Consider the following 25166-nt stretch of genomic DNA (forward strand, 5'->3'; position numbering starts at 1 on the left):
GGGTCAGGCTTCCTCGTGCAAAAGCGACAGGCCGATGGCCCCGCGCCGGCGCAGCCAGGGGCTGGGGCGGTAGCGCGGATCGCCATAGACGGTCTGCATGTTGAACAGGACTTCAAGCATGTTGTCCGGGCCCCAGCGGTTGCCCATGGCGAGCGGCCCCAGCGGGTAGCCCAGGCCCAGCGTCACCGCCGTCTCGAGGTCGGCGGGGGAGCAGACGCCCTGCTGGCACATGTCGGAAGCGATGTTCACGATGGTGGCGACGACGCGCTGGGTGACGAAGCCGGCGGAGTCGCGAATCACGCTGACTGCCTTGCCGTCGCGCGCGAAGAGCGCGTGCGCCGCGTCACGCATGTCGGTGCGCGTGGCGGGGTTGGTGGCGAGCACGCGGCGCTTCGTCGCCGCGTCTTCCACGAGCATGTCGATCCCGATCGTCCTGGCGGGGTCATGCCGGTCGACGACGGCCACCGTCGTGACGTCGAAACCCAGTGGCGCCACCAGCGTCAGGGCGTTCATCGACGGCGACTGCCCGGTCTCGACCTTCGCACCCAGCGCCTTCAGCAACTGGAACAGCTCTGCGCGCCGCGCGGCGCGCGTCGACACCCACACCGGAGGCAGTTCCTCCACCTGGGGCACGGGCGGCTCGGCCGGCACCTGCGCCTTGCCATCGATGTAGCGGTAGAACCCTTCCCCCGCCTTGCGGCCGACCACGCCGCCCGCCGCCCGCTGCGCCGCCAGCGCCGAAGGGCGGTAGCGTGGCTCGTCGTAGTACTGGCGGTAGATCGATTCCATCACGGGATGGGACACGTCCAGCCCCGTCAGGTCCATCAGTTCGAACGGCCCGAGGCGGAAGCCGACCTGGTCCTTCAGGATCCGGTCGATGGTCGCAAAATCGGCCACGCCTTCGGCCACGATCCGCAGGGCCTCGGTGTTGTAGCCGCGGCCGGCGTGGTTGACGATGAAGCCCGGGGTGTCCGCCGCCCGGACGGGCGTGTGGCCCATCTGCCGCGCATAGGCTGCGAGCCCTTCGCACACGGCCGGGTCGGTCTGCAAGCCGGCGATCACCTCGACGACTTTCATCAGTGGGACCGGATTGAAGAAGTGGTAGCCGGCCAGCCGCCGTGGCTCCTTCAAGCCCGCACCGATCGCGGTCACCGACAGCGAAGAGGTATTGGTGGCGAGCACGGCGCCGGGCGCCACGATGGATTCCAGCTCGGCGAACAGCGACTTCTTGGCGTCCAGGTTCTCGACGATCGCTTCGACCACCAGTTCGCAGTCCGCGAGATCCCGCAAGCCGGCGGCCGCGACCAGCCGTTGCTTGCAGGCTGCGCCGGCGGCCGCATCGAGCCGCCCTTTCTCCACCATGCGATCCCACTGGCTTCCGATTTCGGGGAGCGCGCGCTCCAGAGCAGGGCCGTGCGCGTCGAAGAAGCGGACGACGCTGCCGGCCTGCGCGGCGATCTGTGCGATGCCCTTGCCCATGGCCCCGGCGCCGATGACGGCAACCGTGCGGTATCGCGGCCCGGGTCCGGCCTGCGAGGTGTCCTGTGTTTGCATCAGAAGCGATTATGTCCTGCCCTTTCAGGGCCGATCGAGCACTTCCGGCCCTAGAATCCACAGCGTCCATGGTGCAAAAAGTCCGGTTTCGTTGGCTTGTGATGGCGGCAGCGGCCCTGCTGCCCGTCGCGGAGGCATCCGCCCTCACCTTGGGGCGGGCGCGGGGCGCCGTGCTGATCGGCCGTCCGCTGGACCTGGCGATTCCAGTGACCCTGGAGGCCGCCGAGAGCGAAGTCCCCTGCGTCGACGGCGAGGTCTTCTATGGTGACCATCGGGTTGACCAGCGCCTGAACGTGCGTTGGGAACCGGGCCCGGACCGCCAGGGCGTGCTGCGCGTCGGGATTCCCACGCAGGTGGACGAGCCCATGGTCACCCTTTATCTGCGCGTTGGCTGCGTCAGCCGCGTGACGCGCCGCTATGTCCTGCTGGCGGAGTTGCCGCCGGAGCAGGAACCGGCCGTGCCGCTGGTGAACGTTCCGCGCCCGGCGGCCGCGCAGCTTCCGCGCACGCCACCCAGCCCGTCCGGCACGGAGGGCCGTGCACCCGTGGAACGCAGGGGTGGTGCGGGGGCGTCCGCTCCCAGGACGCCGGCCGCGCCACCGATCGATGGGCCCCCGGTCGAGAAGGCCGCCCCTTCACGCGCTCCAGCCGCCGCTGCGGCTCCGCGCGAGCCGACTGCTCGCGAGCAGCGTGCCGCGGCGCGGCGCGAAGCCGCCGCCACTCGGGCGGCCAGCCCGCGGCCGGCCCCGGCCGCGCCGGGGCGGCCCCGCCTGAAACTGGAGCCGCTGGAGTTGATGGCGGAACGCGACCCGACATTGCGGCTCTCGTCCGAACTGCAGCTCCCGCCGAACCCTGATCCCAAGGCACGCACCTGGGCGTCCGCGCTCTGGCAGGCGCTCAGCAAGCCGCCGGAAGAAGCCGCGCAGGAAGCGCAGCGGCTGCAGGCCATCGAGGCCGAGATGAAGTCGCTGCGCGCGCTGACCCAGCAGAATACCGCGGCCCTGAACACCATGGCCGGCCAGGTCGAAAAGGCCCGGAGCGAGCGCAACCAGATCACCATGGTGGCCGCCGGCTTGCTGGCGCTGTTGCTGCTCGCCGGCGCGGCCTTCTGGTGGTTCTGGATGCGCGGCCGGCAGGAAGCGCGCAACCGCTGGTTCGCCGGCGACGACACGGGCCTGGGCGACCTCGCGCCCGCCGAGCCGCCGGCCGCGCCCGATCGCGCCGCCAAGGAGCCCGCGCTGGCCGCGTCGGTGGCAGTCCCTGGGGTCCGTCCAGGCGCTGGCGCCAGCGTCCGGCAGGACCCGGTACGCACCTCGCCCATGGCGGCGGTCCAGTCCGCCGAGGTTTTCCCGGAGATCGAACGGGAGCGCACCATTCCCGTCGAGCATGGAGACTTCCAGGCCAGCCAGGGCGGCAGCATCCGCATGGTTCGGGTCGACGAGCTGATCGACATCCAGGACAAGGCCAACTTCTTCCTGTCGATCGGCCAGCACGACCAGGCGATCGCCGTGCTCGAGGGCCATGTGCACGACCAGGTCGACACCAGCGCGCTCGCCTGGCTGGACCTGCTCGACCTTTACCATTCGCTGGGCCGCCGCGCCGAATTCTCCCGGCTGCGGGCCGAGTTCCGGCAGCAGTTCAACGCGCAGGTGCCGGAGTTCGAGGAGTTCGACCTGCCGAGCGGTGGCCTGGAGGACTACGGCCGCGCGCTGAGCCGCATCGTGGCGCTCTGGCCGTCCGCGCGCGTGCTGGAGGTGATCGAGGAATCCATCTTCCGCAAGCCTGGAGTGGCAGGTGCCGATGCGTTCAGCCTCGAGGCGTACCGCGAGCTGATCCTGCTCTACAACATCGCCCGGGAAGTCATCCCCCAGGAAGACGACGGCGGGCCGGTCAGCCGGCGCGACGGGCCGCTGACCGATTTCAGCCACACCACGCTGGAGTCGCTGAGCTCGCTGGATTCCAACACCCTCGCGGCGAAAGACAAGCTTTTCAAGCCGCCGTCGTCTCCGCGCCTGGGTCTGGACATCGATCTCGACGCGCCGGTCGAGGACGACCCCACGGTCAGTCTGGTGGCGCCCACGCAGTCCGCGGAACTGGAGCCGCTCGATTTCGACACCAGCTGGGACAGCCTGGAGGGGAACACCCTCCCGCCGAAGAACACCTGATCGGCCAGCTCTAGCGGCTGGCGCGCGCGTACCGCGTCGCCAGGGCGCTCGCCGCCATCGCCGCCACCAGGCCCGCGAAAGCCGCCCAGTGCAGCGATTCCATGCCGTGTTCGGCGATCAGCCAGCCGCCACTGGCGGCGCCGATGGCCTGGCCCGCGTACATGGCGGAGGAATTGAGTGCCACGGATGCCGCGGCGAGCGCTGGCGCGATCGCCACGAGCCGCGCCTGCTGGGCGGAGTTCGACGAGAAGCAACCCAGTGCCCACGGCACCGAAATCAGCGCCGCCAGCATCAGCGTCGTGCCCAGGGGAAAGACCAGCAGGCTGACCGCCATGAGCGCGATGCTGATCATCACTGCCCGGTCCACGCCGACACGGTCGACGTGGCGCGACATCAGCACATTGCCCAGCAGGCCGAAGGCGCCGAACCACATGAACAGCAGGCTCAGCTCCGCCGGCGTGATGCCCAGCTTGTACTTGTAGTACGGGGCGAAATAGGAGAACTGCACGAACTGGCCGGCCGCGTAGAGCACCGTCACCAGCACCGTCGTCATCAGCGCCTTGGAGCGGAAGGTTTCCTTCCACGCCGCGAGCGAGAGCGCCGGCGGCTTCACGCCGTCCGGCATGGCGCGCCAGACCCAGATTGCCGCGACCAGGCTGGCGGCACCGATCATGGCGAATGCACTGCGCCAGCCGAAGGTGCCGCCCACCAGCGCGCTCATGGGCATGCCGAGCACCGAGGCGACCGACCAGCCCAGGAAAATGAAGGTGATGGCACGGCCCCGCTGTTCGGGCGGCACCAGCAAGCCGACGCACGCGGCGGCCTGTGGAGTGAAGACGGCGGGCGGCACCAGTGCCAGCACCCGCAGCGCCAGCAGCCAGCCGAAGCTGGGGGCGAACGCACAGGCGAAATGCATCACCGCGTACCAGACCATCGAGAAGACCAGCAGCCGCCGGCGGTCCCAGCCGGCGACGACGGCGGCCAGGGCCGGCGCGCCGATGCACATCAGCACGCCGCCGGCGGTGATCAGCTGGCCGGCCGTCGTCACCGAAACCTGCAGGGACTCGCTGATCTCGTTCAGTGTGCCGGGCACCACCATGACACCGGTGCCGATGACGAAGTTGCCGAACAGCAGCGCCCACATCACCGCGGGGAGGGCGGGTCGGCCGGCAGCGGCTGCTGGCGTGACGGTGGTGGAGTCGGGGGTGGTCAAGCGCGGCGGGGGGTGGGGCCCTAGCGCCGCACCTGCAGCGAGCCGGGGTTGACGATGTGGGTCGGGGTTCCCTTGATGAAGTTGACCACATTCTCGAAGGCCGCGCCGAAGTAGGTCTCGTAGCCTTCCTGCTCCACGTAGCCGATGTGCGGCGTGCAGATGCAGTTCTCCAGCCGCAGCAGGGCATGGCCCTGCAGGATGGGCTCGCTCTCGAAGACGTCCACCGCGGCCAGCCCCGGCCGGCCGCGATTGAGGCCGGCGATCAGCGCGTCCGGCTCGATCAGTTCGGCACGCGACGTGTTCACCAGCAGCGAGGTGGGCTTCATGCGCATCAGGTCGTCCAGCCGCACGATGCCGAACGTTTCCTCGTTCAGCCGCAGGTGCAGGCTGAGCACGTCGCTGTCGGTGAACAGGGCGTCGCGGCTCTCGGCCGCCTCGAAGCCGTCCAGCACGGCCTTGTCGCGCGACGCTTGGCTGCCCCAGACCCACACCCGCATGCCGAACGCCTTGCCGTAGCCGGCCACGAGCTGGCCGATCTTGCCGTAGCCCCAGATCCCCAGGGTCTTGCCGCGCAACACCATGCCCACCCCGAAGTTGGGGGGCATGGAGGCCGACTTCATCCCCGACTGCTGCCAGGCTCCGTGCTTGAGGTTGCTGACGTACTGGGGCAGCCGGCGCATGGCCGTCATGATCAGGGCCCAGGTGAGTTCGGCCGGGGCGACCGGCGAGCCCACGCCCTCGGCCACGGCGATGCCGCGCTCGGTGCAGGCCTCGATGTCGATGTGGGCGCCGACGCGGCCGGTCTGCGAAATGAGCTTCAGCCGCGGCAGCTTCTCCACCAGTTGCCGGCTGATGTGGGTGCGCTCCCGGATCAGCACGATGACGTCGGCGTCGCGCAGCCGGACCGAAAGCTGGCCGATGCCCTTGACCGTGTTGGTGTAGACCTTCGCGGGGTAGGCCTCGAGCTTGGCGGCGCTCCGAAGCTTGCGGACGGCATCCTGGTAATCGTCGAGGATCACGATGTTCATCGACCGGATTGTGCCTCGGGCTTTGCCCCCACTCCGGCAGCGCCACGGCGGGCGGGCTAGCATGCGCGGCCTTGACGTCCCAAACCACCAGGAGACCCGCCATGACGATCACCCTGCATTCGGCCACCGTGCCGGTGTTCAAGAACACCCTGCGCAATCTGAGCTACATCCTCGACAAAGGCGCGGCCCACGCGGAGGAGAAGAAGTTCGATCCGGTGGCGCTGACGACCTTCCGGCTGGCACCGGACATGCTGCCCATGACGCGCCAAGTGCTGATCGCCTGTGACGCGGTCAAGAATGGCGTCGCGCGGGTCTCGGGGGTCGAGGCACCGAAATTCGCCGACGACGAGGCCACGTTCGACGAACTGAAGGCGCGCATCCAGAAGACCCTGGACTACCTGGCTACGGTGCCGGCCAGCGCCCTGGACGGCAAGGAAGACACGGACATCACCTTCCCGATCGGGCGCGACAAGACCCGGACGATGAAGGCGCAGGCGTACCTCCTGACCTGGGTGCTGCCCAACTTCTACTTCCACGTGACGACCACCTACGCCATCCTGCGGCACAACGGCGTGCCGCTGGGCAAGGGCGACTATCTGGCCGGCGCCGCGGCCGCTGCAGCCTGACGTTTCGAAGACGCCCCGGGTAGCCCCGGATGCGTTCAGCGCTGCTGCGCCTCGCGCGCGGCCAGCCGGTCGAGTTCAGCGCAGACATCGGCCATGCGCCCGGAAATGACCATGCGGCCTGCGCCGCCGAGTGCCTGGCTGGGTTCGACGACCCGCACCACACGCAACGGGCGGGCGCGCCGGATGTGCAATGGGGCGGGACGGGCCGCCGGCTGGATGGCGGTGCGCGCCTGGATGCGCGGCGAGGGCGCAGCCTGCGGCTGCGAAATCCAGCTCCACAGCGACTGCAGCGGGCCAAGGAAGTGGGGGACGGACAAAACGGCGAGGGCCATGTGACGACTCCTGAAACAACGGGGTTGCACAGGCAGGATTCGGACGGACCGGCTGCCCCAGGGTGATGGCGCCGCGAATTGCATTGCAGCGCCATACGCCTGCCACCTGGGGCGCACCGGGTGGCTTACATGAGCATGGTGTTGCGGATCAGGCCGACCGCCACGCCTTCGACTTCGAAGGGTTCGCCGGGCTCCACCACGATGGTGGGGTAGTCGGGGTTCTCGGCATGCAGTTCGATCAGGTGCTTGTTGCGCCTGAAGCGCTTGACGGTGACGTCGTCCCCGAGCCTCGCCACGATGATCTGGCCGTTCTTGGCTTCGCGGGTGGACTGCACGGCGAGCAGGTCGCCGTCCATGATGCCGGCATCGCGCATGGACATGCCACGCACCTTGAGCAGGTAGTCGGGCCGGCGGGGGAACATGCTGCCCTCGACGTAGTAGGTCTGGTCGACGTGCTCCTGCGCCAGAATGGGCGAGCCTGCAGCCACGCGGCCGATGAGGGGCAGGGCCAGCTGGGCCAGGCCCTGCAGCGGCAGGGAATATTGCTTGCTGCGTGTTTCGTGGATGGCGCGCAGGGTCTCGGACTTCAGCCGGATGCCGCGCGAGGTGCCGCTGACGAGTTCAATCACGCCCTTGCGGGCCAGCGCTTGCAGGTGCTCTTCAGCCGCGTTGGCGGACTTGAAGCCCAGCTCGGCGGCGATCTCGGCGCGCGTGGGTGGCGCGCCTGTGCGGGCAACGGCGCTCTGGATCAGGTCCAGAATCTGCTGCTGGCGCGGCGTGAGCTTGGGCGTCTCGATCATCGCGGGGTCTCCTGAAGCGGTTTCTGGAACGAACGCACAGAACGGGTGGCGAACAGGCTGTGTTGATATCCAGTAGCTGTATTTTTGAACAGTTTCGATGGGAATGCAAGTGAGCGTTGAAAAAATCGTGGTTCTCGCCACGGGCGGCACGGTGGCGGGCAAGGCTGATTGGGCCGAGGACACCGTCGGCTACCAGGCGGCGCAGCTGGCCGTGGCCGACCTCCTGACCGGCGTGCGCGCACCCGGGGGCCTGGCACTCGCGGCCGAGCAAGTCGCCCAGGTCGACAGCAAGAACATGGAGTTCGCCATTTGGGCACGCCTTGCGGCACGTTGCCAGTTCCAGCTGGCGCAGCCCGACGTCCGGGGGATCGTCATCACGCACGGCACCGACACCATGGAGGAGACGGCCTTCTTCCTGCAGCGTGCGCTGGCGCCGGCGAAGCCGGTGGTGCTGACCGGCGCGATGCGCCCCGTGACGGCGGTGGTGGCCGACGGCCCGCAGAACATCGCCGACGCGCTGGCCGTGGCGGCATCCCCGGGTGCCTCGGGAGTGTGTGTGGCTTTCGCCGGGCTCGTGCACGCGGCACGCGACGTGATGAAGGTGCACAGCTATCGCCTCGACGCTTTCTCGAGCGGCGAGGCCGGGCCGTTGGCGGTGGTGGAGGACGGCCGCGTGCGATCCCTCCGGCCCTGGCCTCGGGACCCGGTCCGGGGACCGGCCGCGTTGGCCGCGAGCTGGCCTCGCGTGGAGATCGTCATGAACTACGCAGGCGCCGGCGGCGCCGTCGTCGATGCGCTGGTGGCCCAGGGCGTCGCCGGCATCGTCGCGGCGGGGACCGGCAACGGCACCCTGCACCGCGACCTGGAAGCCGCCTTGCTGCGCGCGCAGGCCAGGGGCGTCGCGGTGCGCCGCGCGAGCCGCTGCGCCTACGGCCGTGTCATCGCCCATCCCACCGACACGATCCCCCCGACGGAACTGCCGCCCGTGAAGGCCCGCATCGAGCTGCTGCTGGAATTGATGGCCTGATGCTCGCCTGGCTGCCTTCGCACCCGTGGGCGCACCCGGCGCTGGAGGTGGTCCACATCGCGGGCATCGCGCTGTTGCTGGGCAACCTGGTGCTGCTCGAGTTCCGGGTCTTCGGCCGCGGTGCCGAGCTGCCCCTCGCGGCGCTGGCGCGGCTGGCGTTGAGCATCGCGCTTGCCGGCTTCGGCCTGGCCGCGGCGTCAGGCTTGCTGATGTTCGCCAGCCAGGCGGCCGAACTGCTGGCCAACCGCGCCTTCACCCTGAAAATGCTGTTGTTATTGGCGGCGGGCTGTAATGCGGCGTGGTTCCATGGACGCGGCTCGCTGGCCCGCTGCGACGGACTCGCGCGGGCGCAGATGGTCCTGTCCACCGTGATCTGGCTGGGCGTGCTCGTGTGCGGCCGCTGGATCGCCTACTGACTTGTTGTCCCCTGGAGAAACAACCCATGAAACGACGTCCCCTGCTGCTGGCCGGCCTCGCGCTGCCGCTGCTGGCCCGTGCCCACCACGGCTGGAGCAGCTTCGACCAGGACCGGCCGATCTACCTCGAGGGCAAGGCCGCCGCCGTCAAGTGGCGCAATCCGCACGTGGAGCTGATGCTGGAGGTGCCCGCCGACCTGAAGCTTCCGGCCGATCTCGCGCAGCGCAACGTGCCGGCGCAGACCGCGCCGGTCGACGGCAAGGCGCTGCTCGCCAAGGCGGTGCTGCCGCGCCGCAAGGACCGCCGCTGGGAGATCGAGCTCGCGCCGCTCACACGCGTGGAAGCCTGGAAGCTGCCCGAGATCAAGGCTGGCACGTCGATGGGCGTGCTGGGCTTCACCTTCAATGACGAGAAGGGCGAAGCGATCGTGCGGGCCGAGTACGTCTTCGTGGACGGCAAGGCTTACGGGATGCGCTCGGGGCCCGCCTGAGGGGCGACGGCGCGATTCAGCAGTCGGCCAGCGCCTGCACGGCGCGAGCCGTGATGTCGTCGACGCTGCCGATGCCGTCGATCTTGCGGTAGCGCGGCGCCTTCGGGTCCTTCTGGGCCCAGCTCGCGTAGTAGTCCACCAGCGGACGCGTCTGCGCGGCATAGACCTCGAGCCGCTTGCGCACGGTTTCTTCCTTGTCGTCGTCGCGCTGGATCAGCGGTTCGCCGGTCACGTCGTCCAGGCCCGCCACCTTCGGCGGGTTGAACTTGACGTGGTAGGTGCGGCCCGAAGCCGTGTGCGAGCGGCGCCCGCTCATGCGCTCGATGATCGCCTCGAACGGCACGTCGATCTCGAGCACGCAGTCGAGCTGCACGCCGGCGGTCTTCATCGCGTCGGCCTGCGGGATGGTGCGGGGGAAGCCATCGAACAGGAAGCCCTTGGTGCAATCCGGCTGCGCGATGCGTTCCTTCACGAGGCCGATGATGATGTCGTCGCTCACGAGCGCACCCGAATCCATCACCTTCTTGGCGGCCAAGCCGAGCGGCGTGCCGGCCTTCACGGCGGCGCGGAGCATGTCGCCGGTGGAGATCTGCGGGATGCCGTATTTCTGGCACAGGAACGTCGCCTGCGTGCCTTTGCCGGCGCCGGGGGCGCCCAACAGGATCAGTCTCATGGAAATCCTCGGATGATTGAAATACGGGTGGCCGTGCGGTACGGAACGTGCAAGCGGACGTCGGGCCTATTGCCCGGAAGGATAGCACGCAGGTCTTGCGCCCACCCCCGAAACGCCTGCGGCGCTTCCCCCTCAAGGGGGCGCCACCAGCGGCCCGGCAAAGCCGGTTCCGCGGTGGCCCGCGCCTAAGAAAACAGCTTGCGCACCCGTGCCAGATCCTCTGGCGTGTCGATCCCAGGCCCCGGTGCGTCGGGCGTCACATGCACCGCGATCCGGTGGCCATGCCAGAGGGCGCGCAGCTGTTCGAGAGCCTCGCAGTGCTCCACCGGCGCTGGCGGCAGGGCTGGAAATTGGCGCAGGAAGCCCGCGCGGTAGCCGTAGATGCCGACATGCCGCAGCGGCCGCGGCTCGGGGAGGGCGGGCTCCCCCGGCCTCGACCCATCGCGCCACCAGGGAATCGGCGCGCGGCTGAAGTAGAGCGCCAGGCCGTCGGCCTGCAGCACGACTTTCACGACGTTGGGGTTGCGGAATTCGTCCAGGTTCTCGATCGCGTGGGCCGCCGTGCTCATGCTGGCCTGCGGGCGCTGCGCCAGCAGCGCCGCCACCGAGTCGATCAGCGCGGGCGCGATCAGGGGTTCGTCGCCCTGCACGTTGACGACGACATCGTCGCCATCCAGGCCGAGCTGGACGCAGGCCTCGGCGAGCCGGTCGCTGCCGGACGGATGGTCGGCGCGTGTGAGCACCGTCTCGACCCCGTGGTCCGCGCAGGCTCGCACGACTTGTTCGCTGTCGGTGGCGACGACGACGCGGCTGGCCGACGAGGCGCGGGCGCGTTCGGCGACGCGCACCACCATCGGCTTGCCGGCGATGTCGGCCAGCGGCTTGTCGGGCAGCCGCGTGGAGGCGAGGCGCGCCGGGATCAGGACGCAGAAACCCACGGGGTCAGACCAGGGGTGTGCGGGGCGGGAGGCGCTCGAGTTCCTCGTCGCTCAGGGTGCGCGCCTCTTCCTCCAGCATCACGGGGATGCCGTCGCGGATCGGGTAGGCGAGCCGGGCACTGCGCGAGAGGAGTTCCTGCCGGTCGCGGTCGTAGTCGAGCGGGCCCTTGGTGACGGGGCAGACCAGCAGCTCAAGCAGTTTGGGGTCCATGCGCCGATGATAGCTTTGCGTCCAGCCGTGCATCGAACGCCTGCCAGAAGGCGTCTTCGATCTTCACCTCGAGCGGGACGGCCCACGCCCCCGGCTGGTGGCGCCAGAGCTTGACGGCATCCTTCTCGGTGCAGAGCAGCCGGCCGTCGGCGGCGCTGAATGCCTTTTCGTAGTCGTGGTGATCGGGCAGGGCCATGGTGGCCGTCAGCCGCAGACCCCGCGCGAGCAGCATGTTGAAGAACACTTCCGGCCGCGCGATGCCCGCCACCGCCTTCAGCCGCTGGCCGCGCAGGGAGTTCAGCGCGATGCGCTTGCCGTCGGCCCGCACCGCCATGTCCGCCAGGCGGCGCTCGACGCGATAGCCGGAGATGCCCTCCGGGTCGCCGTGGCGCAGCACGAAGTCGACGGGGCGTGGCCAGCCCTCCCGCAGCGGCCCGGCGGGCAGCAGCCATCCATTGCCGATGCCGCGCTCGTCGAACACGCAGATCTCGATGTCGCGCGCCAGCGCGCCGTGCTGCAGGCCGTCGTCGCTCACGATGACCTGCGTGCCCGGATGGTCCCGCAGGAGAGCCCGGGCGGCGTCGGCCCGCCGCGGTGCGACGTAGACGGGCCGGCCGGTGGAGCGATGGATGAGCAGCGGTTCGTCGCCCACCAGCGCCGCCTCGTCGCCGGGCGCGACGGCGCGGCAGTCGTCGTCCCGGCGGCCGTAGCCGCGCGAAACGACACCCGCCGCGATGCCGCGCGCCTGCAGGTGCCCCAGCAAGGCGATCACCACGGGCGTCTTGCCCGCACCACCAGCGATGACGTTGCCGACCACGATCACTGGCGCGCCGACACGATCGGCCCGACGCAGGCCCCAGCGGAACGATGCGCGATGGATGGCCGTCACGGCCCCGTAGAGCAGGGCGACCGGAAAGAGCGCGCGGGACAGCGCCGTGCGCCGCAGCCAGGCGCGCCGGAGCGCCTCGGGCATCTACTTGCCCCCGGCTTGCGCTGACGACTGCGTGGCGAAGGTGATCTGCGTGAGGCCGATGCGGCGCGCCGCTTCCATCACCGTGATCACCGACTGGTGGGTGGCGGTGGCATCCGCGCTGATGATCACCACCGAGTCCTTGCCAGCCTTGGCGGCCTCGGCGATGGCGCTGGCCACCGACTCGGTGTTGCGTCCGGCGACGGGCACCTTGTTGACCATGTACCGGCCGTCGCTCGAGACCGCCACGATCACTTCCTTCGGGTAGTCGCGCTGGCTGTCGGTGTCCGCCACCGGCAGGCGCAGCTGCATCTCGGTGAACTTGCTGTAGGTGGTGGTGAGCATCAGGAAGATCAGCACCACGAGCAGCACGTCGATGAACGGGATCAGGTTGATCTCGGGCTCGTCCTTCTGACGCGGGCGGAAGTTCATCGGGCCAGCCCTCAGCGGCGCAGCGTGTTCAGGTGCCGCACGAAGCGCTCGGCGGCGAGCTCGAGCGTCAGCAGGTAGTCGTCGACCCGCGCCCGGAAATAGCGCCAGAAGATCAGGGCCGGAATCGCCACGATCAGCCCGAAGGCGGTGTTGTAGAGGGCCACCGAGATGCCGTGCGCCAGCTGCGCCGGGTTGCCGCCCGTGGCGCCGGCGGTGGGCGCCTGCGAGCCGAAGATCTCGATCATCCCGATCACGGTGCCGAGCAGGCCGAGCAGCGGCGCGGCTGACGCGATGGTGGCGAGGGCCGAGAGGTAGCGTTCCAGCCGGTGGGCGACGGCGCGGCCGGTGTGCTCCATGGTCGCCCGCAAGTCCACCTCGCTGCAGCGCGGATCGGAGTTCAGGGCACGAAAGCCGCTGGCCAGCACTTCACCGAGCGCGGAGTTCTGTTCCAGCTGCCGCACCACGTCGGCCGAGGGCACGGAATTGCGCGACACCGAAAGGGCCTCGTCCAGCAGGCGGGGCGGGGCGATCTTGGCCTGTTTCAGGCTCAGGAAGCGCTCGATGATCAAGGCCAAAGCCAGGATGGAACAGGCAATGAGCGGCCAGATCGGCCAGCCTGCGGCTTGTATGATCGAAAGCAAGGGGGTTCTCCGCCGTTTTCTTTGGACTGCTGCCGGCCGCCATGCGGCTGGCCGTCGTGCGGCGATTATCAGCGACCCGCGGACTGTCAGACGCCGCCGCGTGGTCGTAGGACGACACTCACAAAAGTTGTGGATAACTTTGTTGAGAAAACCCCCTCCATGCGCCGCGAGGCCGCGCCAATGCTTCACCGTGACAAAACGATGACGAATTGAGCAGGAAAAAATTCAATGAAATCAAACACTTGCTCGGACAAATCTGCGTTCCGGGGACAAACCCGCGGTTGGCGCGCGTGCGCCGCGCCGCTGTGGATGGATCGCGACCCCGAGCGGCCGGCCAAGCCGCGCCATTGCTGATGGACGGACTCCCGTTTCCAGTGCCGGCGCCGCGCATCTGGGCAGTCGGGGCGCTGTGCCGCGCCGTTGCTGATGCGCTGGATGCCCGGTTCAATCCTGTCGCGGTCCGCGGCGAGGTTTCAGGCTTCTCGCGCGCGCCCAGCGGGCATTGCTACTTCACCCTGAAGGATGCGCAAGGGCAGGTGCGGTGCGCCATGTTCCGCAGAGCGGCATCGCTGCTGGGCTTCGTGCCGCGTGACGGTGACCTGGTCGAAGTGCAGGGCCGCCTGGGCGTCTACGAGCAGCGGGGTGATCTGCAACTGGTCGTGGAAAGCCTCGCGCGCGCCGGGCAGGGCGCCCACTTCGAGCAATTTCTGCGGCTGAAGGCCAGGCTGGACGCGGAAGGCCTGTTCGACCCGGGGCGCAAGCGGCCGCTGCCGGCGCTGCCGCGCGCCATCGGCATCGCCACTTCGCTGAACGCCGCTGCCCTGCACGATGTGGTGACTTGCCTGCGGCGCCGCGCACCGCACGTGGCGGTGACGATCGCCCCGGCGGCAGTTCAGGGGCCCCAGGCACCGGGGGAACTTGTGGCCGCACTGGATTCGCTCTACGCCCTGGCCACCCGCGGCCAGGTCGATGTGATCCTGCTGGTGCGGGGCGGCGGCCCCATCGAAGACCTCTGGGCCTTCAATGACGAGCAGCTCGCCCGCGCCATCGTGCGCAGCCCGGTGCCGCTGGTCAGCGGCGTCGGGCATGAAACGGATTTCACCATTGCCGACTTCTGCGCGGACGTCCGTGCGCCCACGCCGACCGCGGCGGCCGAGCTCGCCGCCGCGGCGCGCGACGACTGGGTGTCGGATCTCGCGCAGGCCCGCGACCGCCTCTGGCAAGCCGCGGCGCGCCGCACGGACCGCGCGGGGCAGCGGCTCGACCATGCGGCCGCGCGCCTGGGCCGGCCACTCGCGCGCGCGGCCCAGCAGCGCTCGCGGGTCGACCGCGCGGCCCAGCGGCTGGGCCAGGCGGTGCTTGGCCGGCTGCGGTCGGCCCAAGACGGCATCGCGCGGCGTGGTGCATTCCACGTGCAGGCGATGGCGGGCCGCCGCGCCCAAGCTGCGCAGCGTCTCGACCGGCTCGCACTGCGTCTGCAGCTGCTCGACCCGCGCCTCGTGCTCCAGCGCGGCTATGCATTGCTGACCGATCCGCAGGGACACCCCATCACCAGCGTGGCGCAGACGCACGCGGGGCAGCAGTTGCATGCCGCCCTTGCCGACGGCGAGGTTGCTGTGACGGTTTCGCCCGGCGCCGCCAATCGTCCCTAGAATCCCGGCGTAGGAGATTCTCTGAAAAATTGCTGCGCAATTCTTCAGAGGCTGGTCAGTGTGTCCAGGACCGGCAAAGCCGGATCCTGGACACAGAGGAGACTGTGCTGCGCGATGCTCCGCACAGTCTTCGAGGCGGGCAGCGTAAGCTGCCCGGCCGGGCGAGAACCGCGCGGAATAACATGCAGCGCGGTTTCCCCTTTGGGAAGGATCCGGCTTTGCCGGTCCTTTCCAAACTGATCAACCTCTGAAAAAAGTCGCGCAGCGATCTTTTTTCAGAGAATCTCTAGCCATCCACCCATTTCATAACGAGGAAGAAGAGCCATGGAACACGTCCTGCCCCCGCTGCCCTATCCGATCGATTCGCTCGCGCCGCACTATTCGAAGGAAACCCTCGAATACCACCACGGAAAGCATCACAACGCCTATGTGGTGAACCTGAACAACCTGCAGAAGGGCACCGAGTTCGAGAACATGCCCCTGGAGGACATCATCCGCAAGTCGTCCGGCGGCATCTACAACAACGCGGCCCAGATCTGGAACCACACGTTCTTCTGGAACTGCATGAAGCCCGCGGGCGGCGGCGAGCCCACCGGCGCGCTGGCGCAGGCGATCACGGCCAAGTGGGGTTCGTACGCGGCGTTCAAGGAAGCCTTCGTCAAATCGGCCGTGGGCAACTTCGGGTCGGGCTGGACCTGGCTGGTGAAGAAGCCGGACGGCAGCGTCGACATCGTCAACACCGGCGCGGCCGGCACGCCGCTCACCACCGCCGACAAGGCGCTGATGACGGTGGACGTGTGGGAGCACGCCTATTACATCGACTACCGCAACCTGCGTCCCAAGTTCGTCGAGACCTATCTCGACAAGCTGGTGAACTGGGACTTCGCGGCGAAGAATTTTTAAACGGGCGGAAACAAGGGCCCTGACGGGCCCTTGTCCTTGGGGCGCCGCTGCGCGGCGGGGCCCTAACGGAAAGGCGCTCCACTGAGCTTCGCGCCGGGCTTGATCCCCTTCTTCGCGAACCAGCCCTTGTTCATCTCCAGCACGTAGCGCACGGGCTTGGCCGAGCAATGCGAGTTCAGCGTCTGGGGCGCCATGTCCTCGATGTTGACGATGGTGCCGTCATCGGCCACGAAGGCGGTCGAGAGCGGCAGCAGCGTGTTCTTCATCCAGAAGCACTGCTGGCTCGGCTGTTCGAAAATGAACAGCATGCCTTCGTGCTGCGGCATCTCCTGGCGGTACATCAGGCCGGTCATGCGCTGGTCCGGCGCCGACGCGACTTGTGCGTCAATCTGGTGCATGCCAGCTGCGAGCCTGACCCGGGGCAAGTTCAGCTGCGGCTCCTGGGCAGCAGCCAGGCCGGCGGCCAGGACGGCCGACACGGCGAAGAGGGCGGCGAAGGACGTCTTCATGGATCTCGTTTTCATGGCTCTATTGTGCGGGTGCCATGAAAAATGCCCGCGCTCGGCGGGCATCTGCATGGGCGAAAAACCGTCCGATCAGGACTTCTTTTCTTCCATCTTCTTGGCGTCCTTCTTGGCGGCCTTCTTCGGGGCCTTCTCGGCCTTCTTTTCCGTCTTGGCGGCGGCCTTCTCTTCCTTCTTCTCCATCTTGGCGGCGGCCTTTTCTTCCTTCTTGGCACCCGAGGCACCGGCCATCGGGGCGCCGGCGTGGGAAGCGGCGAAGGCCGTGGAGACGGCGAACAGGGAGGCGACGAGGGCGGCGAGCAGTTTGTTCATGGGGAGTCCTTTCGACGATTGAATCCGGGGATCTGGTGGAATTTCCTCCCGGACAGCCGGAAGGCTCATCCGTAACGGCATGTGTCACCAAATGGTTGACAGGGCCGCTCCCAGGCAAGAATGCCCGCACGCGCGGCGGGCAGCGCGGCCGATGGGCCGCGGCGGTTGACACGCTAGAATTTGCGAGGTTGCCGCCAGGCAAGTTCCCGATCCGCCACGATCCCCCTCCCGGAGACGATTTCCCCCATGTACCAGCACATCAAGGTGCCCGCCGCAGGCCAGAAGATCACCGTCAACGCCGACACGTCCCTGAACGTGCCGGACCAGCCCATCATCCCCTACATCGAGGGTGACGGAACCGGCTTCGACATCACGCCGGTCATGCTGAAGGTGGTGGACGCCGCCGTGGCCAAGTCGTATGGGGGCAAGCGCAAGATCCACTGGATGGAGGTGTATGCCGGCGAGAAGGCGACCAAGGTCTACGGCCCGGACGTCTGGCTGCCCGAGGAAACGCTGCACGCCGTGCGCGACTACGTCGTCTCCATCAAGGGCCCGCTCACCACGCCGGTGGGCGGCGGCATCCGTTCGCTGAACGTGGCGCTGCGCCAGGAGCTGGACCTCTACGTCTGCCTGCGCCCCATCCAGTACTTCAAGGGCGTGCCATCGCCGCTGAAGGAACCGGAGAAGACCAACATGGTGATCTTCCGCGAGAACTCGGAAGACATCTACGCCGGGATCGAATGGGAAGCCGAGAGCGACAAGGCGAAGAAGGTCATCAAGTTCCTGGTCGAGGAAATGGGCGTCAAGAAGATCCGCTTCCCCGACACCTCGGGCATCGGCGTCAAGCCGGTCTCGCGCGAAGGCACCGAGCGCCTGGTGCGCAAGGCGTTCCAGTACGCCATCGACAACGACAAGCCCAGCGTGACGCTCGTGCACAAGGGCAACATCATGAAGTTCACGGAAGGCGGCTTCCGCGACTGGGGCTACGCGCTGGCCCAGAAGGAGTTCGGCGCCGAGCTGATCGACGGCGGCCCGTGGATGAAGTTCAAGAACCCGAAGAGCGGCAAGGAGATCACGGTCAAGGACTCGATCGCCGACGCCTTCCTGCAGCAGATCCTGCTGCGCCCCGCCGAGTACAGCGTGGTGGCCACGCTGAACCTGAACGGCGACTACGTCTCCGACGCGCTGGCGGCGCAGGTGGGCGGCATCGGCATCGCCCCGGGCGCCAACCTGAGCGACACCGTCGCGATGTTCGAGGCGACCCATGGCACGGCGCCCAAGTACGCCGGCAAGGATTACGTGAATCCCGGCTCCGAGATCCTGTCGGCCGAGATGATGCTGCGTCACATGGGCTGGAAGGAAGCCGCCGACCTGATCATCAGCTCCCTCGAGAAGGCCATCCTGTCCAAGAAGGTCACTTACGACTTCGCGCGGCTGATGGAGGGCGCGACCCAGGTGTCGTGCTCGGGCTTCGGCCAGGTGATGATCGACCAGATGTAGCGCTGTTGCAGCGGGCTGGGTCCAAGCCGCCTGAGGGCGGCTTTTTCTTTGCCTGTTTCCTGGCGTATCCCACGCCTTAAAATGTGCCGTCGCATCGTGCGCGCACCCCAACCCCGAAAGACTTCCCGTGGCCGCTGAACGCTCCAAGATCATCTACACCCTGACCGACGAAGCCCCCTATCTGGCGACGCATTCGTTCCTGCCCATCGTGCGCACGTTCGCCGCGGCGGCCGGCATCGAAGTGGTGGAGAGCGACATCTCCGTCGCGGGACGCATCCTGGGCCAGTTCCCGGAGCTGCTGACCGAAGGGCAGCGCGCTCCCGACAACCTGGCTGCCCTCGGCAAGCTGACGCTCAGGCCCGAAGCCAACATCATCAAGTTGCCGAACATCAGCGCCTCGGTGTCGCAGCTGAAGTCGGCCATCAAGGAACTGCAGGAAAAGGGCTACAACATCCCGGACTACCCCGAGAAGGCCGAGACCGACGAGCAGAAGGACATCCGCGCCCGCTACAACAAGTGCATCGGTTCGGCCGTGAACCCGGTGCTGCGCGAAGGCAATTCCGACCGCCGCGCGCCCAAGGCCGTCAAGGAATTCGCGCGCAAGAACCCGCACCGCATGGACGACTGGAGCCAGGCCTCGCGCTCGCACGTTTCGCACATGCACGACGGGGACTTCTACCACGGCGAGAAGTCGATGACGCTGGACCGCGCGCGCAAGGTGAAGATGGAGCTCATCACCAGGAGCGGCAAGACGGTGGTGCTCAAGCCGGAAGTCGCGCTGCTGGACCGCGAGGTGATCGACTCCATGTTCATGAGCAAGAAGGCGCTGGTGGCCTTCTACGAAAAGGAGATCGAGGACGCGCACAAGACCGGCGTGATGTTCTCGCTGCACGTGAAGGCCACCATGATGAAGGTGTCCCACCCCATCGTGTTCGGCCACTGTGTGCGGATCTTCTACCGGGAGGCGTTCGAGAAGCACGCCGCGCTGTTCGAGGAGCTGGGCGTCAACGTCAACAACGGCATGGTCGACCTGTACACCAAGATCGAGGCGCTGCCCCAGAGCAAGCAGGACGAGATCAAGCGCGACCTGCATGCCTGCCACGAGCACCGGCCCGAGCTGGCCATGGTGGATTCGGCCAAGGGCATCACCAATTTCCACTCGCCCAACGACGTGATCGTCGACGCGTCGATGCCCGCCATGATCCGCAACGGCGGCAAGATGTACGGCGCCGACGGCCGCCTGAAGGACGTGAAGGCCGTGATGCCCGAGTCGACCTTCGCCCGCATCTACCAGGAGATCATCAACTTCTGCAAGTGGCACGGCGCGTTCGACCCCAGGACCATGGGCACGGTGCCTAACGTGGGGCTGATGGCGCAGCAGGCCGAGGAATACGGCTCGCACGACAAGACCTTCGAGATCACCGAGGACGGCGTCGCCAACATCACCGACCTGGACACCGGCGAAGTGCTGCTGTCTCAGGTGGTCGAGCAGGGCGACATCTGGCGCATGTGCCAGTGCAAGGACGCCGCCATCCGTGACTGGGTGAAGCTGGCCGTCACGCGCGCCCGCAATTCCGGCATGCCGGTCGTGTTCTGGCTGGACAGCTACCGTCCGCACGAGGCACAGCTGATCCGCAAGGTCAAGATGTACCTGCACGAGCACGACACCACCGGCCTCGACATCCAGATCATGAGCCAGGTACGCGCCATGCGCTACACGCTGGAGCGCGTGATCCGCGGCCAGGACACCATCAGCGCCACCGGCAACATCCTGCGCGACTACCTGACCGACCTGTTCCCCATCATGGAGCTCGGCACCAGCGCCAAGATGCTGTCCATCGTGCCGCTGATGGCCGGTGGCGGCATGTACGAGACCGGCGCCGGCGGCTCCGCTCCCAAGCACGTGCAGCAGCTCGTGGAGGAGAACCACCTGCGCTGGGATTCGCTGGGCGAGTTCCTCGCGCTGGCGGTGAGCCTGGAGGACGAGGGCATCAAGACCGGCAACGCCAAGGCCAAGATCCTCGCCGTGGCGCTCGATGCGGCCACGGGCAAGCTGTTGGACAACAACAAGAGTCCGTCGCCCAAGACCGGCCAGTTGGACAACCGGGGCAGCCAGTTCTACCTCACTCTTTACTGGGCCCAGGCAGTGGCCGAGCAGACGCAGGACAAGGAACTGGCGGCCCGCTTCGCGCCGCTGGCCAAGGCGCTGGCCGAAAACGAGAAGAAGATCGTCGACGAACTCAATGCCGTGCAAGGCCAGCCGGCCGACATCGGCGGCTATTACTTCCCCGACCGGACCAAGGTCGGCGCCGTCATGCGGCCCAGCGCGACGTTCAATGCGGCGCTGGCGGCAGTCCAGGCGGACTAGACGCGCCGAGCGCTGGCCAGCGAAAAGGCCGCCCAGGAGGCGGCCTTTTCGTGCGGATCTGAAGATGGTCCGGCTATTTCGACGCCATGTCCCCATGCCCACCGCTGGCGGCATGAAACTGCGGCGCGCGCACCTTCGGCTGCCGCGGCGGCCGGTCGGCAGCCTGGTTGGGCCCATCGGTCGTGCGGATCGGCCCGGGCTCGGCCTGGATGTTCTGCGCCAGCTGGCCCTTGGGACCTTCCTGGACGTCGAAGCTCACGCGCGAGCCCTGCTTGAGGGTCTTGAAGCCATCCATGGTGATGGCCGAGAAATGCGCGAAAACGTCAGCGCCGCCGCCGTCGGGCTCGATGAACCCGAAGCCCTTGGCGTCGTTGAACCATTTGACTGTGCCGGTCGCCATTTTTTGTGCGTCCCCGTTAAAACCCTCTACCTGAGCGGGAGTGTCGTGGATCGCGCCGGGGCTGTCAATATTTTCACTTACGCCCGCCAATGAAACCCTGCGCGCCGGAACCGGGAATTTGTTTGTCGCTTGAATGTGACGTAACCGCCTCCAATTCACCTCTTGTCGGCGGGCCCACGGTGCGCTGGCTAGAATGAATTTCATGGCCAGCCAGACCCCCATTCCCCCACCCGTCGCGCCCGTGGTGCGCCCGGTGACGCCCGACGACGGCGATTCGGTGGTGGCGGAGCGCAAGGAACAGAAGACCAAGCCGCCGCAGATGCACCAGGTCGTCATGTTGAACGACGACTACACCCCGATGGAGTTCGTGGTCGTCGTGATCCAGGAATTCTTCAACAAGGACCGCGAAAGCGCCACCCAGATCATGCTCAAGATCCACCTGGACGGCAAAGGCATCTGCGGTGTCTATTCGCGCGACGTGGCGGCGACCAAGGTGTTGCAGGTGCAGGAAGCCGCACGGCAGGCGGGGCATCCGCTCCAGTGCCTGAGTGAACCGGTAGACTGAACCCGGCTCGAAGGACTGTGAGAAGGTTTTGAACGTAGTAGCAGCAAGGCAGAAGGAAATCTCATGATTGCCCAGGAATTGGAAGTCAGCCTCCACATGGCGTTCGTGGAAGCGCGTCAGCAGCGCCACGAATTCATCACCGTGGAGCATCTCTTGCTGGCCCTGCTGGACAATCCCAGCGCGGCGGAGGTGCTGCGCGCTTGTTCGGCGAACATCGACGACCTGCGGAAGTCGCTGGCCAACTTCATCAAGGACAACACCCCCCAGGTGGCGGGCACGGACGACGTGGACACCCAGCCGACGCTGGGCTTCCAGCGCGTCATCCAGCGCGCCATCATGCACGTGCAGTCCACCGGCAACGGCAAGAAGGAAGTGACCGGCGCCAACGTGCTGGTCGCGATCTTCGGCGAGAAGGACTCGCACGCCGTGTACTACCTGCACCAGCAGGGGGTGACCCGGCTCGACGTGGTGAACTACATCGCGCACGGCATCAAGAAGAGCGACCCGCCCGAGCCCGCCAAGGGCGGCGAGTCGCAATCGTCCGAGTCGGAAGAGGGCGGCGAGAAGAACGAGAAGGCGTCGCCTCTCGAGCAGTTCACGCAGAACCTGAACCAGGCGGCCAAGGACGGCAAGATCGACCCGCTGATCGGCCGCGAGTACGAGGTCGAGCGCGTGATCCAGATCCTCTGCCGGCGCCGCAAGAACAACCCGCTGCTGGTGGGTGAAGCCGGCGTGGGCAAGACCGCCATCGCCGAGGGCCTGGCCTGGCGCATCGTGCAGAAGGAAGTGCCTGAGATCCTGGCCGACTCCAACGTGTATTCGCTGGACATGGGCGCGCTGCTGGCGGGCACCAAGTACCGCGGCGATTTCGAGCAGCGGCTGAAGGGCGTGCTGCGCTCGCTGAAGGACAAGCCCAACGCGATCCTCTTCATCGACGAGATCCACACGCTGATCGGCGCCGGCGCGGCGTCGGGCGGCACCCTGGACGCCTCCAACCTGCTGAAGCCGGCACTGTCGTCGGGCACCTTGAAGTGCATCGGCGCGACCACCTTCACCGAGTACCGTGGCATCTTCGAAAAGGACGCCGCGCTGTCCCGTCGCTTCCAGAAGGTCGACGTGGTCGAGCCGAGCGTTGCCGAGACCATCGAGATCCTGAAGGGCCTCAAGAGCCGTTTCGAGGAACACCACAGCGTCAAGTACGCCGCCGCCGCCCTGCAGGCCGCCGCGGAACTGAGCGCCAAGTACATCAACGACCGTCACCTGCCCGACAAGGCGATCGACGTGATCGACGAAGCCGGCGCCGCCCAGCGGATCCTGCCCGTCGGCAAGCGCAAGAAGACCATCTCCAAGGCGGAAGTCGAGGAGATCGTGGCCAAGATCGCCCGCATCCCGCCGGCTTCGGTCTCCAACGACGACCGCGGCAAGCTGCAGACGCTCGAACGCGACCTGAAGAGCGTGGTGTTCGGCCAGGACAAGGCGCTCGAAGTGCTGGCCGCCTCCGTGAAGATGGCGCGCAGCGGCCTGGGCCGCGGGGACAAGCCGATCGGTGCCTTCCTGTTCAGCGGCCCGACGGGCGTCGGCAAGACGGAAGCGGCCAAGCAGCTGGCCTACATCATGGGCATCGAGCTGATCCGCTTCGACATGTCGGAATACATGGAGCGCCATGCGGTGTCGCGCCTGATCGGCGCGCCCCCGGGCTACGTCGGCTTCGACCAGGGCGGCTTGCTGACGGAGGCCATCACGAAGAAGCCGCACGCGGTGCTGCTCCTCGACGAAATCGAGAAGGCCCACCCCGACATCTTCAACGTGCTGCTGCAGGTCATGGACCACGGGACATTGACGGACAACAACGGCCGCAAGGCCGACTTCCGCAACATCATCCTGATCATGACGACCAACGCGGGCGCCGAGACGATGAACAAGGCGGTGATCGGCTTCACCAACGAGCGCAGCCCGGGCGACGAGATGGCCGACATCAAGCGCCTGTTCACGCCCGAGTTCCGCAACCGCCTGGACGCCACGGTCAGCTTCAAGCCGCTGGACGAGCAGATCATCCTGCGCGTGGTCGACAAGTTCCTGCTCCAGCTGGAGCAGCAGCTGTCCGAGAAGAAGGTGGAAGTGACCTTCACCGACCAGTTGCGCAAGCACCTGGCCAAGAAGGGCTTCGACCCGCTGATGGGCGCGCGGCCGATGCAGCGCCTGATCCAGGACACCATCCGCCGGGCCCTGGCCGACGAACTGCTGTTCGGGCGCCTGACCGAAGGCGGCCGCCTGACGGTGGACGTCGAACTGAAGACCGACGACAAGGGCGTGGAAACCTCCGAGGTGCTGCTGGACATCCAGCCGCTGCCGAAGAAGGAGGGCAAGGCCAAGCCCGAGCCGGAGGAAATCTCCAGCGAGTGAGGCGCCGCGCCTTGCTCGAAAGCCAGCCCGCCGGGCTGGCTTTTTTTTTGGGATCCACAGCTGGGCCGCACGCCAGCCTTCGCGCGCGCGCATAATCGCAAGGTTCACTGATCGACCATCTCCGATGGCTCCTTGGACTCCAAGGAGTGCTTCAGTGGCCACCAAGAACGGCATGGGTTCGATTCTCCAGAATCACGAGCCGGCCATCCTCGCCAGCTGGGTCGCGTTGCAGCTCGCCGTGACCGGCCGGCACGACCTGCTCGACGAAACCGACCTGCGGGCCCAGTCGCAAAAGTTCATTTCGCTATTCGGCCTGGCCGCCCAGGAGAGTTACGACGAGGACCTCCAGGGCGAACGCTGGGACGACGTCCGCGCGTTGCTCGCCGGCATCTCGAAGAGCCGGGCCGTCGCCGGCTTCACCTCGTCGGAAACGGCGACCTTCGTCTTCTCCCTGAAAAAGCCCTTGTTCGAGGCCTTGCGCAAGACCTATGCCGCGGATGCGCAGCGCCTGAACGAGGAGCTGTGGCTGGCCACCAGCGTGCTCGACAAGCTGGGTCTCGTCACGGTGGAATCGTTCCAGAAGGGCCGCGAGGAAGTCATCACCCGCCAGCAGCAGGAACTGCTCGACCTGTCCACGCCCGTGATCAAGCTGTGGGATGGCATCGTCGCCATGCCGCTGATCGGCACGCTGGACAGCGAACGCACGCAGGTGGTCATGGAAAGCCTGCTGGAAAGCATCGTTGCCAATGAGGCTTCAGTCGCCATCATCGACATCACCGGCGTGCCCACGGTCGACACGCTGGTCGCTCAGCATTTGCTGAAGGCCGTGGCAGCGGCGCGGCTGATGGGCACAGAATGCGTCATCAGCGGCATCCGGCCCCAGATCGCGCAGACCATCGTCCACCTGGGCGTCGACCTGGGTGGCGTCACCACGAAGTCGACGCTGGCCGACGCGCTCAAGATCGCGCTGCGCAAGTGCGACCTGATGATCGCCAAGCGGCCGGCAGTCACGGGGGCCTGAA

25 protein-coding genes and 1 pseudogene are annotated in these 25166 nt (G+C 67.4%); 12 read left to right on the forward strand and 14 right to left on the reverse strand.

The annotated features are described in order from the left end of the window. Positions 1–3: 3 nt before the first annotated feature. Entirely contained in the window at positions 4–1554 is a 1551-nt protein-coding gene (locus FN976_RS16500) for a 3-hydroxyacyl-CoA dehydrogenase (protein WP_145894143.1), read from the reverse strand. Between the two features lie 101 nt (positions 1555–1655). On the opposite strand from FN976_RS16500, the gene FN976_RS16505 reads away from it, so the two are divergent. After that, complete coding sequence (locus FN976_RS16505) at positions 1656–3719, forward strand: type IV pilus assembly protein FimV (protein WP_186510924.1); 2064 nt, start codon at positions 1656–1658, stop codon at positions 3717–3719. 10 nt (positions 3720–3729) lie between these two features. Here the strand turns inward: FN976_RS16505 and FN976_RS16510 are convergent, their stop codons facing one another. After that, complete coding sequence (locus FN976_RS16510) at positions 3730–4932, reverse strand: MFS transporter (RefSeq protein WP_349291384.1); 1203 nt, start codon at positions 4930–4932, stop codon at positions 3730–3732. A 20-nt stretch (positions 4933–4952) separates the two neighbouring features. Next, on the reverse strand, positions 4953–5960 hold the full coding sequence (locus FN976_RS16515) for a D-2-hydroxyacid dehydrogenase family protein (protein ID WP_145894145.1): 1008 nt from the start codon (positions 5958–5960) through the stop codon (positions 4953–4955). A gap of 101 nt (positions 5961–6061) precedes the next feature. On the opposite strand from FN976_RS16515, the gene FN976_RS16520 reads away from it, so the two are divergent. Continuing rightward, the gene (locus FN976_RS16520) at positions 6062–6586 is read left to right on the forward strand and encodes a DUF1993 domain-containing protein (RefSeq protein ID WP_145894146.1); all 525 of its coding nucleotides are present in this window, start codon (positions 6062–6064) and stop codon (positions 6584–6586) included. 35 nt (positions 6587–6621) lie between these two features. On the opposite strand, the gene FN976_RS16525 is transcribed toward FN976_RS16520, so the two are convergent. Together FN976_RS16525 and lexA are read right to left on the reverse strand one after the other, a co-directional pair. Further along, positions 6622–6918, reverse strand: a complete 297-nt coding sequence (locus FN976_RS16525) for a hypothetical protein (protein ID WP_145894147.1) — start codon at positions 6916–6918, stop codon at positions 6622–6624. 125 nt (positions 6919–7043) lie between these two features. Beyond that, positions 7044–7718 (reverse strand): transcriptional repressor LexA, encoded by a 675-nt coding sequence (gene lexA / locus FN976_RS16530; RefSeq protein ID WP_145894148.1) that lies wholly within the window; start codon positions 7716–7718, stop codon positions 7044–7046. A gap of 103 nt (positions 7719–7821) precedes the next feature. On the opposite strand from lexA, the gene FN976_RS16535 reads away from it, so the two are divergent. The 3 genes from FN976_RS16535 to FN976_RS16545 are packed head-to-tail and all read left to right on the forward strand — an operon-like array spanning position 7822 to position 9652. Beyond that, entirely contained in the window at positions 7822–8745 is a 924-nt protein-coding gene (locus FN976_RS16535) for an asparaginase (protein WP_145894149.1), read from the forward strand. Then, positions 8745–9161: a hypothetical protein gene (locus tag FN976_RS16540; protein WP_145894150.1), complete on the forward strand. Its 417-nt coding sequence runs from the start codon at positions 8745–8747 to the stop codon at positions 9159–9161. The genes FN976_RS16535 and FN976_RS16540 overlap by 1 nt, the downstream gene beginning before the upstream one ends. Positions 9162–9187: 26 nt before the next feature. Beyond that, complete coding sequence (locus FN976_RS16545; protein WP_145894151.1) at positions 9188–9652, forward strand: DUF6152 family protein; 465 nt, start codon at positions 9188–9190, stop codon at positions 9650–9652. A 16-nt stretch (positions 9653–9668) separates the two neighbouring features. On the opposite strand, the gene adk is transcribed toward FN976_RS16545, so the two are convergent. From adk to FN976_RS16575, 6 genes are all read right to left on the reverse strand, one after another. After that, positions 9669–10325 (reverse strand): adenylate kinase, encoded by a 657-nt coding sequence (gene adk / locus FN976_RS16550; protein WP_145894152.1) that lies wholly within the window; start codon positions 10323–10325, stop codon positions 9669–9671. 185 nt (positions 10326–10510) lie between these two features. Next, positions 10511–11263 carry a 3-deoxy-manno-octulosonate cytidylyltransferase gene (gene kdsB / locus FN976_RS16555; protein WP_145894153.1) on the reverse strand — a complete coding sequence of 251 codons (753 nt, stop codon included), beginning with the start codon at positions 11261–11263 and terminating at the stop codon, positions 10511–10513. A gap of 4 nt (positions 11264–11267) precedes the next feature. Then, positions 11268–11474, reverse strand: coding sequence for a Trm112 family protein (locus FN976_RS16560; protein WP_145894154.1), 207 nt, complete (start codon positions 11472–11474; stop codon positions 11268–11270). Continuing rightward, on the reverse strand, positions 11455–12447 hold the full coding sequence (lpxK, locus tag FN976_RS16565; RefSeq protein WP_145894155.1) for a tetraacyldisaccharide 4'-kinase: 993 nt from the start codon (positions 12445–12447) through the stop codon (positions 11455–11457). Before lpxK ends, FN976_RS16560 begins: the two co-directional genes overlap by 20 nt. Continuing rightward, the gene (locus tag FN976_RS16570; RefSeq protein ID WP_145894156.1) at positions 12448–12876 is read right to left on the reverse strand and encodes an ExbD/TolR family protein; all 429 of its coding nucleotides are present in this window, start codon (positions 12874–12876) and stop codon (positions 12448–12450) included. Between the two features lie 11 nt (positions 12877–12887). Continuing rightward, positions 12888–13517 carry a MotA/TolQ/ExbB proton channel family protein gene (locus FN976_RS16575; RefSeq protein ID WP_145894157.1) on the reverse strand — a complete coding sequence of 210 codons (630 nt, stop codon included), beginning with the start codon at positions 13515–13517 and terminating at the stop codon, positions 12888–12890. 353 nt (positions 13518–13870) lie between these two features. Between FN976_RS16575 and xseA the strand changes: the two genes are divergently transcribed. Together xseA and FN976_RS16585 are read left to right on the forward strand one after the other, a co-directional pair. Further along, positions 13871–15169, forward strand: coding sequence for an exodeoxyribonuclease VII large subunit (gene xseA / locus FN976_RS16580; RefSeq protein WP_145894158.1), 1299 nt, complete (start codon positions 13871–13873; stop codon positions 15167–15169). A gap of 324 nt (positions 15170–15493) precedes the next feature. Further along, on the forward strand, positions 15494–16072 hold the full coding sequence (locus tag FN976_RS16585; RefSeq protein ID WP_145894159.1) for a superoxide dismutase: 579 nt from the start codon (positions 15494–15496) through the stop codon (positions 16070–16072). Between the two features lie 62 nt (positions 16073–16134). On the opposite strand, the gene FN976_RS16590 is transcribed toward FN976_RS16585, so the two are convergent. After that, positions 16135–16581: a DUF192 domain-containing protein gene (locus tag FN976_RS16590; RefSeq protein ID WP_432417872.1), complete on the reverse strand. Its 447-nt coding sequence runs from the start codon at positions 16579–16581 to the stop codon at positions 16135–16137. Between the two features lie 87 nt (positions 16582–16668). Further along, complete coding sequence (locus FN976_RS16595; RefSeq protein WP_145894161.1) at positions 16669–16908, reverse strand: hypothetical protein; 240 nt, start codon at positions 16906–16908, stop codon at positions 16669–16671. 246 nt (positions 16909–17154) lie between these two features. Here FN976_RS16595 and icd point away from each other — a divergent pair, with 246 nt between their 5' ends. Both icd and FN976_RS16605 read left to right on the forward strand, forming a co-directional pair. Then, a complete protein-coding gene (gene icd / locus FN976_RS16600; RefSeq protein ID WP_145894162.1) occupies positions 17155–18408 on the forward strand; it encodes an NADP-dependent isocitrate dehydrogenase in 1254 nt (417 codons plus the stop codon). A gap of 127 nt (positions 18409–18535) precedes the next feature. Continuing rightward, positions 18536–20776 carry an NADP-dependent isocitrate dehydrogenase gene (locus FN976_RS16605; RefSeq protein ID WP_145894163.1) on the forward strand — a complete coding sequence of 747 codons (2241 nt, stop codon included), beginning with the start codon at positions 18536–18538 and terminating at the stop codon, positions 20774–20776. Between the two features lie 202 nt (positions 20777–20978). On the opposite strand, the pseudogene FN976_RS29515 reads toward FN976_RS16605, so the two are convergent. Further along, positions 20979–21176, reverse strand: a pseudogene (locus FN976_RS29515) (cold-shock protein); the annotation flags it as partial. Positions 21177–21378: 202 nt separating this feature from the next. Between FN976_RS29515 and clpS the strand changes: the two are divergent. The 3 genes from clpS to FN976_RS16625 all read left to right on the forward strand — a co-directional run bounded on the left by clpS (position 21379) and on the right by FN976_RS16625 (position 25165). Continuing rightward, positions 21379–21741 carry an ATP-dependent Clp protease adapter ClpS gene (clpS, locus tag FN976_RS16615; RefSeq protein WP_255440503.1) on the forward strand — a complete coding sequence of 121 codons (363 nt, stop codon included), beginning with the start codon at positions 21379–21381 and terminating at the stop codon, positions 21739–21741. A 63-nt stretch (positions 21742–21804) separates the two neighbouring features. Then, entirely contained in the window at positions 21805–24144 is a 2340-nt protein-coding gene (gene clpA, locus FN976_RS16620) for an ATP-dependent Clp protease ATP-binding subunit ClpA (RefSeq protein ID WP_145894166.1), read from the forward strand. 154 nt (positions 24145–24298) lie between these two features. Then, complete coding sequence (locus FN976_RS16625; protein ID WP_255440504.1) at positions 24299–25165, forward strand: STAS domain-containing protein; 867 nt, start codon at positions 24299–24301, stop codon at positions 25163–25165. Position 25166: the final 1 nt, after the last annotated feature.

Origin of the sequence: Caenimonas sedimenti (genome assembly GCF_007833165.1) — a bacterium.
Taxonomy (GTDB): Bacteria; Pseudomonadota; Gammaproteobacteria; order Burkholderiales; family Burkholderiaceae_C; genus Ramlibacter; species Ramlibacter sedimenti.